This window comes from Streptomyces sp. NPDC002690, from assembly GCF_053592415.1.
In genome coordinates, this window is the sequence record NZ_JBSFVR010000312.1 from 1 (window position 1) to 8,670 (window position 8,670).

General features: G+C 72.0%; 9 protein-coding genes. 6 read left to right on the forward strand and 3 right to left on the reverse strand.

Annotated elements, in window-relative coordinates; all coding sequences use genetic code 11:
* Positions 1-66 precede the first annotated feature (66 nt).
* Positions 67-288, reverse strand: coding sequence for a substrate-binding domain-containing protein (locus ACWD3D_RS28570; protein ID WP_451463667.1), 222 nt, complete (start codon positions 286-288; stop codon positions 67-69).
* A 41-nt stretch (positions 289-329) separates the two neighbouring features.
* Between ACWD3D_RS28570 and ACWD3D_RS28575 the strand changes: the two genes are divergently transcribed.
* The 3 genes from ACWD3D_RS28575 to ACWD3D_RS28585 all read left to right on the forward strand — a co-directional run bounded on the left by ACWD3D_RS28575 (position 330) and on the right by ACWD3D_RS28585 (position 2,953).
* Entirely contained in the window at positions 330-1,169 is an 840-nt protein-coding gene (locus ACWD3D_RS28575) for an IS5 family transposase (RefSeq protein WP_451463668.1), read from the forward strand.
* 200 nt (positions 1,170-1,369) lie between these two features.
* A complete protein-coding gene (locus ACWD3D_RS28580; RefSeq protein ID WP_451463669.1) occupies positions 1,370-2,590 on the forward strand; it encodes an SUKH-4 family immunity protein in 1,221 nt (406 codons plus the stop codon).
* Between the two features lie 69 nt (positions 2,591-2,659).
* On the forward strand, positions 2,660-2,953 hold the full coding sequence (locus ACWD3D_RS28585) for a hypothetical protein (RefSeq protein ID WP_451463670.1): 294 nt from the start codon (positions 2,660-2,662) through the stop codon (positions 2,951-2,953).
* 168 nt (positions 2,954-3,121) lie between these two features.
* On the opposite strand, the gene ACWD3D_RS28590 is transcribed toward ACWD3D_RS28585, so the two are convergent.
* The gene (locus ACWD3D_RS28590; RefSeq protein WP_451463671.1) at positions 3,122-4,528 is read right to left on the reverse strand and encodes a cation:dicarboxylate symporter family transporter; all 1,407 of its coding nucleotides are present in this window, start codon (positions 4,526-4,528) and stop codon (positions 3,122-3,124) included.
* A 291-nt stretch (positions 4,529-4,819) separates the two neighbouring features.
* Between ACWD3D_RS28590 and ACWD3D_RS28595 the strand changes: the two genes are divergently transcribed.
* On the forward strand, positions 4,820-5,464 hold the full coding sequence (locus ACWD3D_RS28595) for a GNAT family N-acetyltransferase (protein WP_451463672.1): 645 nt from the start codon (positions 4,820-4,822) through the stop codon (positions 5,462-5,464).
* A gap of 60 nt (positions 5,465-5,524) precedes the next feature.
* On the opposite strand, the gene ACWD3D_RS28600 is transcribed toward ACWD3D_RS28595, so the two are convergent.
* Positions 5,525-6,238: an alpha/beta fold hydrolase gene (locus ACWD3D_RS28600; protein WP_451463673.1), complete on the reverse strand. Its 714-nt coding sequence runs from the start codon at positions 6,236-6,238 to the stop codon at positions 5,525-5,527.
* 118 nt (positions 6,239-6,356) lie between these two features.
* Between ACWD3D_RS28600 and ACWD3D_RS28605 the strand changes: the two genes are divergently transcribed.
* Both ACWD3D_RS28605 and ACWD3D_RS28610 read left to right on the forward strand, forming a co-directional pair.
* Positions 6,357-8,099: a sensor histidine kinase gene (locus ACWD3D_RS28605; RefSeq protein ID WP_451463674.1), complete on the forward strand. Its 1,743-nt coding sequence runs from the start codon at positions 6,357-6,359 to the stop codon at positions 8,097-8,099.
* A partial coding sequence (locus ACWD3D_RS28610) for a response regulator (RefSeq protein WP_451463675.1) occupies positions 8,096-8,670 on the forward strand: 575 nt, incomplete at its 3' end. The genes ACWD3D_RS28605 and ACWD3D_RS28610, both read left to right, overlap by 4 nt.

The window sequence follows — 8,670 nt, forward strand, 5'->3', positions numbered from 1 at the left end:
CGGATCCGCATGCACCACGGACGACCGCGGTACGTGCACCTTCGACGGTCTCGACAACGACCAGTACTACCTCCAGGAGACCGGTGTCCCCGAGGCCAGCTCCACGCGCAGGGTGTCGACGTGCTGGCCGTCGACGGTCTTCAGCAGGGTGGTGGCCGCCATCGACGCCATGTCCTGCAGGGGCTGGCGCACGGTCGTGAGCGCGGGGTGCGTCCAGCGGGCGACGGGCAGGTCGTCGAAGCCGACGACACTGACGTCGGCGGGGATCGCCTCGTGCGCCTGATGCACGCGCCTGGGCCGGGCCCTCGGCCGGCCGGTACTCCAGAATCATGACTGAGCGCCGTCGCTATCCAAGCGACCTCTCCGATGCCCGATGGGAGCTGGTCGAGCCGACCCTGACCGCCTGGCGGGCCGAGCGCCGCGGCCGCGGCCTGGACATCGGCAGGCCACCGAACCACGACCTGCGCAGTCTCCTGGACGCGGCCCTTTACGTGAACCGCACCGGTATCCCGTGGCGCTATCTGCCGCACGACTACCCGCACTGGAACACCGTCTACGCCTACTTCGCCCGCTGGCAGGAAGAAGGCGTATTCGACCAGCTCAACAGCCTCCTCCGGCGCCAAGTCCGCAGGCAGGAAGGCCGGGAGGACGAACCGACCGCCTGCGTCATCGACTCCCAGAGCATCAAGACCTCCACCAACGTCCCCGCCACCGGGCAAGGCATCGACGCGGGCAAGAAGATCGTCGGCCGCAAGCGGAGCATCGTCATCGACACCGTCGGACTCCTCCTCGGAGTGCTGGTCACTGCGGCCAGCGTGCAGGACTCGACCGCCGGCCGAACCCTCATCGAACGGATCGCCACCGAGCATCCCACCGTCCGCAAAACCTGGGTCGACGGCGGCTACCGCCAGCACCTCGTCGAGCACGCCGCCACGCTCGGCATCGACATGCACATCGTCCGCCGCGACCCCACCACCAGGGGCTTTGCCGTTCTGCCCCGCCGCTGGACCGTCGAGCGGACCCTGGGATGGCTCATGAACCACCGCCGTCTGGCCCGCGACTACGAGGCACACCCACACCGGTCCGAAGCCATGATCCACCTTGCGATGATCAACCTCATGACCCGCAGACTCACCGCCGAATCCACCCCAACATGGCGCGGCGCATGAACTATCTACAACCGCGCAATCCGGGATGAAACAACAGGACTAAACTCCCTCTAAAGCGTGTTGCGAAAGCGGGACCGGGCGCGGGAGCGGCATCCGTGGCGGATGGCCGACTCCCGCCCCGGCCGCTGTCGGTGGGGGCTCCTATCGTGGAGGCGACCGCGAGGGTCCCGCGCCAGGGACCCCGGCACCACGGGGGAACCATGTCCGACCACGTCACCGCACCCGTTCACGCGCTCCATCCGCTCGTCACGCACGAGCCGACCCGGCGGCTGCTGACCGGGCGGCTGCTGACCGGGCGCGGTCTGCCCGTGGCGCACGAGCTGATGAGCCTCGCGCCGCTGGCCGACGGCCGGGTGGTGCGCGTCGTCGAACTGCTGGACGACGAGGCCGATCCCGGCCGGCTCGATCCGCACATCAGGGACCTGTTGCGCATCGGTCACCTCCGCTGCGAGGGGGCCGACGCCCAGGAGGTCGTGCTCGACGGGACCACGGGCCGGCTCTTCAGCATGGACCTCTTCGAAAACGCGCCGGACCTGATCGACGTGATCCCGCTGGCGCCCTCCGTCGACGCCCTGGCCCGGTTCCTCGGGGAGGTGGACGACCTGTCCGCAGGGCGCGGCAGATTTGCCGGAGCCGCTGCCGGGCGGAGCGGTACGGAAGCGGTGGCGCGGGCTTCAGAGCTACTGATGGCGGTCTTCACCGACGAGCACTGGGGCGTCGACGGCTGGGGCGGGGCGGGTCCCCCCGACACTTGGGAGCACCCGGTACCCGCGCTCTGGCGGATCGCCGCCGTCATCCGCCCGCTGGCCCTGGCCGCCGGTCCGGGCGAGGGGCTGCGGCTCGGTCTGCCGAAGGGCCTGCTGGAGGCGGAGTTCGGCCCGGAGGACCTGGTGCGCATCGAGCCGTCCGCACTTCCGGAGGCGCTGGTCCACGAGCCGACCCGGCGTTTCCTCGCGGAGGTGGGGCTGCCGCGCACGCGGTTGATGTTCGGCCTGTGGAGCGAGGAAACGCTGCTGCGTCCACTCGCGGAGGCCGAGAAGTCCCGGGACGAGGACCCCGCCGCGACGCCGGCCGAAGCGGATCGGCTCTTCTGCCTGGGGAGCCTGGTCGAGGACATGGAGGTCGTGGTCCACGGGGCGACCGGTCTTCTCTCGTACCACCCCTACGGCGAGGCCGCGTTGGTCCCGATCAACGCCGACGTCTCGACGCTGGCCTTCACCCTGTGGATGTTCGGCCGGGAACAACGTCTCGACGCCGAGCACGACTTCACCCAGGACTTCTACCACCAGCTCGCCGACGCCATGGTCGCAACGCTGGCCTCCGCCGACCCGGTCGCCTGCCTGCCCCCTTCGGACGCGGACGACTACCGCTACTGGCCGGAGGTCTTCCACGACGAGGCGGGCGGGGTGCTGCACGGGTGATCGGGGCGCCGAAGCGGACCAGGGGAGAGCAGCACACGCGCTCGGCCCCACACTCGCACGAACACCCCGTTGGGCAGGCCTGAGGCCCGTTCAGTTCGCGAGACACCCTTCGGCCACAGCGTCCACGAGCGCCGCCCACGCAAGGTCCGGCAGCAACGACCACGGGACCGTCGACATCTGCGGGCCCTCCGCCGGGAGGCACTCGCCGCGCTGTTGCCCGCCCGGCAGCCGGACGCCACCACGCCGCCCTGGTTCGCGCAGGAACACATGCGGGCTCTCGCCCCGGTGATGCGGCGGCTCGCGTCCGTACACCGTGAACGGCTCCCCTCGGACGCGGACTCGCGGCAGGCGCGTACGTCCTGATACCCGCCCGCACACGGGAACACCCGCACCTCGATCAGGGATCGGAGGTGCGGGTGTTCCCGGCGAGACGGCCGAGGCTGGGGGTGGGGTTCTCGGCGAGGGTCTCGACGTGTGGGGCTCCGGGGATCGGCCGGCTCGGGGCGGCCGTGGGCCCGTGCGGGGCGCCGGTCAGACCTTCGCCGGGACACCGCCCCCGTCGCGCTGGTCCGGGACCTCGGCGGCGGTGGCCGGGGAGCCGGAGCCCGGGTCCCTGCCGGAGCCCGTACCGGCGTCCGCAGGGGCGTCGTCCTGGAGCATCCGCTCGTCGAAAGGCAGGTTGCCGGCCAGGACCTCGTCCACGCGGGCCTTGTCGATCTCCTTCGTCCAGGTGCCGACGAGGACGGTGGCGACGGCGTTCCCGGCGAAGTTGGTCAGGGCGCGGGCCTCGCTCATGAAGCGGTCGATGCCGACGATCAGGCCGACGCCGTCCACGAGTCCGGGGCGGTGCGACTGGAGGCCGCCCGCGAGGGTGGCGAGGCCGGCGCCGGTGACTCCGGCGGCGCCCTTGGAGGCGATGACCATGAAGACGAGGAGGGAGATCTGCTCGCCGGCGCTCAGCGGGTCGCCCATGGCGTTCGCGATGAAGAGGGACGACATCGTGAGGTAGATGGCGGTGCCGTCGAGGTTGAAGGAGTAGCCGGTCGGCACGGTGATACCGACGACGGGCTTGCTGACGCCGAGGTGCTCCATCTTCGCGATGAGGCGCGGCAGGGCGGACTCGGAGGACGAGGTCGACAGGATCAGCAGGAACTCGCGGCCGAGGTACTTCAGCAGCAGGAGCAGGTTCACCCCTGCGACGAGGCGCAGGATGGTGCCCAGGACGACGAAGACGAAGATCGCGCAGGTGACGTAGAAGCCGACCATGATGATGGCGAGCGATTTCAGAGCGTCCACGCCGGTCTCGCCGACCACCGCCGCCATCGCGCCGAACGCGCCGACCGGGGCGGCCCACATGATCATGGCGAGGATGCGGAAGACCAGCTTCTGGATGTGGCCGATGCCGCGCAGGATCGGTTCGCCGGCGGAGCCGAGGGCCTGGATGGCGAAGCCGGCGAGCAGCGCGATCAGCAGGGTCTGGAGGACCTCGCCCTCGGTGAAGGCCGAGACCATGGTCTTGGGGATGATGCCGAGCAGGAAGTCGGCGGTGGACTCGCTCGCCCCCGCCGCCTGCTTCTCCCCGGCCTCGCGGACGGTATCGGTGAGGTGCAGGCCGGAGCCGGGCTCCAGGATGTTGCCGACGACCAGGCCGATGGCGAGGGCGACGGTCGACATCACCAGGAAGTAGCCGAGCGCCAGCCCGCCCACCGCGCCGACCTTGGTGGCCTTGCGCACCGAACCGACGCCCAGCACGATCGTGCAGAAGATGATCGGCGAGATCATCATCTTGATGAGGTTGACGAAGCCCGTCCCGATGGGCTTCAGCTCGACGGCGACCCCGGGGGCGGCGAAGCCCACGACGATGCCGAGCACCACCGCGGCGATGACGGCGATGTACAGGTACTGGGTGCGGTCCCGCTGTCCGGCTGTCCCTGCCACGGGTGCCTCCTGGGTTCGGTCTCGGCTCGGTCGCGTCGCGTACGGGGCCCGTGGACCCGGGCGCGTACGAGCCCTCTCGCCCGGGGCACGTACGGGTCCCGTCCTCGGGGCGCGTACCGGCCCCCGTCCCTGGGGGCCCCGGTGACTATCCACCGAGCCGTGACGCGGGTCACCCTTGCGTTCATAACGTTCACGCGCGTGCGTGTCCTCGGCCCGCCGGGCTGCGGGTCGAAGCAGTACGCCACGAAAAAACGCCTCGCCGCAGGTGCCAGGCGCCGCTAGCCTCCGCTCATGATCGATACCGGAACAGCGGCGGAAGAGACCGTGGACGGGGCAGAGGCGGCGGACGAGGACACCGAGCGCCTCCGGACCGTCTGTTGGCGGGGCCGGGGCATCGCCCTCGCGCCGCTCGACGTCGACGATGCGGAGCTGCTCCAGTCCTGGCTCTCCGACCCCGTCATCGCCGTCGAGGTCGGGATGTGGCCGCGTTCGCTGTCGGCGCTCCGTGGGCGCGTCGAGCAGGACCTGGACGACGGCGATCGCGACGACTTCCTCGTCCTGCTGCCCGACGGCACTCCCATCGGCCACATCGCCCTGACTGACCAGAACGTCATGGACGGGACGGCCGAGATCATGCTGATGCTGACCCCCGAGCACCGTGGGCAGGGGCACGGCACCGCCGCCGTGGACGCCCTGGTCGATCTCGCCTTCGGTGAACTGCCCCTGTACCGCCTCCAGGCCGATACCCACACCACGAACACCGCGGCGCTGGGCGCGCTGGCCGGGGCCGGTTTCGTCCACGAGGGGGTACGCCGCTCCACCTGCCTGCACCAGGGGCGCCGGCACGACCTCGCGGTGCACGCGCTGCTCCGGGAGGAGTGGGAGGCCCTCGACCGGCCCCGGTCCTGGGACCTGCCGGCCGGCAGCACCGGCTGACGGCCCCGATCGGGAAGACGGCCCTGAGCGGGAAATGGGCCGCTCGCGCCGTGGCACGGGTCAGGCTATTGGTCCCGGGTCCGCTCCCCCCTCCGGCCACAGGAACTCCACGACGGTCCGCGTGAACTCCTCCGGTTCGGCCCGGTGGATCAGGTGCCCGGCCTCGATGGTGACGAGCCGTCCGTGCGGAACGCGACGGGTTAGGTCGGCCATGCCCTCCTGGGGCACGTGGCTGCCCGGCCCGCCGCCCACGACGAGGGTCTCGGCGGTGATCCGGCCGAGGCGCTCCAGCCACTGCGCCTCCGGGGTGTCGAGTTGCGGTTTGACGGCCAGGACCATGTCCCAGTCGAACGTCAGCTCCCCCTCCGGTCTGGTCGGTACGGTCCGCGGGCGGGGGTGCGGAGCGGGCGCGTCCTCCACGACCAGCCGGTGCACCCGCCGCGGATGCTCCTGGGCGACCAGGTAGGCGACGATCCCGCCCAGCGAGTGCCCCACCAGGTCCACGCGCTCCAGCCCCAGCGCGTCCAGGAAACCGAGCACGTCGTCCCGCATGAGCTGGAGCGAGTACGTGCCGGGCCAGTCGCTCCGGCCGTGGCCGCGCAGGTCGAGGGCGTGGACGCGTCGGCGGCGGGCGAGGACGGGGGCCACGGCGTCCCAGTCCGAGGAGTCCATGCCGAGTGCGTGCAGCAGGACGAGCGGCGGGGCGTCCGCAGGTCCTGAGACCTGGTAGGCCAGCCGTACGCCTCCGACATCGACGGTGCGGTGATCGGTCATACCGGGAAAATATCCGAGTGCCCGCACCGCGAAAACTCCTTTCGCCGCAGGCCGAACCAGGCCGTCGCCGCTCCTCCCGCCTCACCCCGGTCACCGCACCCGGGGCACACTGTCCGCCATGCGTTCCTTCCGCCCCCGTCCCCGCAGCCTGGCCGGGCAGCTCTTCGCCATGCAGGTCGTCCTGATCGCCGCCGTGGTGGCCGGCGGGGCGTTCTTCGCGTACGTCTCCGGCTCCGCGCGGGCCGAGGAGACCGCGCGGCGCCAGGTGCGGGCGGCGGCGCTGGCGATCGCGGGCTCGCCCTCCGTACGGGAGGCGATCCGCACCCCGGACCCGTCCGCCGTGCTCCAGCCGTACGCGGAGCAGGTCCGCGAGGACACCGGGATCGCGTTCGTGACGATCATGAACCCGCAGGGCGTTCGCTGGACGCACCCGGACCCCACGCGCATCGGCGAGACGTTCCTCGGACACACCGCGCGGGCGCTGAAGGGCGAGACCTTCGAGGAGACGTACACCGGCACGCTCGGCCCGTCGATCCGGGTGGTCACCCCGGTGCGTGACGGGGGCCGGATCACCGGGCTGGTCAGCGCGGGAATCACCGTGGAGCGGGTCTCCACCCAGGTGCGGGGGCAGTTGCGGGCGCTGAGTCTCGCGGCGGCCGGTGCGCTGGCGCTCGGCGGGATCGGTACGTACGTGATCAACGCCCGGCTGCGCCGTCACACGCACGGGATGAACGCGGCCGAGCTGAGCCGGATGCACGACTACCACGAGGCGGCCCTGCACGCGGTGCGGGAGGGACTGCTGATGCTGGACGGGCAGCGCAGGATCGCGCTGATCAACGACGCGGGCCGGGAGCTGCTCGGGCTCGGCCCCGAGGCGGTCGGCCGGAAGGCGGACGCGCTGGCACTGCCGCCCTCACTGACGGGCGCGCTGCTGGCGTCCGAGCCGCGGGTGGACGAGCTCCATCTGACGTCCGACCGGGTGATCGTGCTCAACTCCCGTCCGGTGGTGGGCGGTGAGCAGCGAGGCACCGTGGTGACCCTGCGGGATCACACCGAACTTCAGTCCCTGTCGGGCGAGTTGGATTCGGAGCGTGGTTTCTCGCATGCGTTGCGCGCGCAGGCGCACGAGGCGGCGAACCGGTTGCACACGGTGGTGTCGCTGATCGAACTGGGCCGCGCCGAGGAGGCGGTGGGGTTCGCGACCGCCGAACTGGAGCTGGCCCAGGTGCTGACGGACCAGGTGGTGGGGGCGGTCGCCGAGCCGGTGCTCGCGGCCCTGCTGCTCGGCAAGGCGGCCCAGGCCGGCGAACGCGGGGTGGAGCTGGTACTGGCCGAGGACAGCCGGATCGACGACGGGGTACTGCCCGAGACCCTGGCGCAGCGGGATCTGGTCACGGTGCTGGGCAATCTGATCGACAACGCGATGGACGCGGCGGCGGAAGGCCCCGGGGACCCGGCCTCCGTCGTCCCGGCGCCCCGCGACGGAAGCCGAGCGTCCGCGCCCGCCCCCGCCCCCGCCCCCGCGCGCCGCGAAGAGAACCCGTCACCGGCGCACGCCCCCGCCCGTCCCCGGGTCACGGTCACCGCCGTCGCCGAGGCCGGCGAACTGCTGCTGAAGGTCGCGGACAACGGCCCCGGCGTCGGGCGCGAGGACGCCGAGGCGGTGTTCCGCACCGGCTGGTCGACGCACGGCACCGGCCGGGGCCTCGGACTCGCGCTGGTCCGCCAGACGGTGCGGCGCAACGGCGGGACGGTGGAGCTGGGGCGGGGTCCGGACGGCGGCGCGGAGTTCTCCGTACGCCTGCCGATCGGCGACCGCACCCCGCAGCGGCCCACGCCCACCGCGGGAGAGCGCTCATGATCCGGGTCCTGGTGGTGGAGGACGACCCGGTGGCCGCCGACGCCCACCGGATGTACGTGGCGCGGGTGGCGGGCTTCGAGGTGGTGGCGGTGGCGCACACCCGGGCGGAGGCGGTGCGGGCACTGGACCGGGAGCCCGTCGATCTGCTGCTGCTCGACCTGTACCTCCCCGACGGCCACGGGCTCCAGCTGCTGCGCGCCCTGCGGGCGGCCGGGCACGGCGCCGACGTGATCGCGGTGACCTCGGCGAGGGACCTCGCGGTGGTGCGGGAGGGCGTCTCGCTGGGGGTCGTGCAGTACGTGCTGAAGCCGTTCACCTACCCGACGCTGCGGGACCGGCTGGTGCGGTACGCGGAGTTCCGGGCGGCGGCGGGCGAGGCGAGCGGCCAGGAGGAGGTGGACCGGGCGCTCGGGGTGCTGCGCGCCCCGCACCCGGCGGCGCTGCCGAAGGGGCTGAGCGCGCCGACGCTGGAGGCGGGTGCGAAAAGAGGCAGGATATTGGTATGCCCAACGTTTCTTCCTCAGGCCCTCCGATGGCCGCGAGTCCCCTCACCGTCGCGGTGCTCGAAATC

What these genes read in the sequence shown, in the direction of transcription:
- ACWD3D_RS28575 (WP_451463668.1), top strand. Translation starts at nt 330, where the DNA reads ATGACTGAGCGCCGTCGCTATCCAAGCGACCTCTCCGATGCCCGATGG.
- ACWD3D_RS28580 (WP_451463669.1), top strand. Translation starts at nt 1,370, where the DNA reads ATGTCCGACCACGTCACCGCACCCGTTCACGCGCTCCATCCGCTCGTC.
- ACWD3D_RS28595 (WP_451463672.1), top strand. Translation starts at nt 4,820, where the DNA reads ATGATCGATACCGGAACAGCGGCGGAAGAGACCGTGGACGGGGCAGAG.
- ACWD3D_RS28600 (WP_451463673.1), bottom strand. Translation starts at nt 6,238, where the DNA reads ATGACCGATCACCGCACCGTCGATGTCGGAGGCGTACGGCTGGCCTAC.
- ACWD3D_RS28605 (WP_451463674.1), top strand. Translation starts at nt 6,357, where the DNA reads ATGCGTTCCTTCCGCCCCCGTCCCCGCAGCCTGGCCGGGCAGCTCTTC.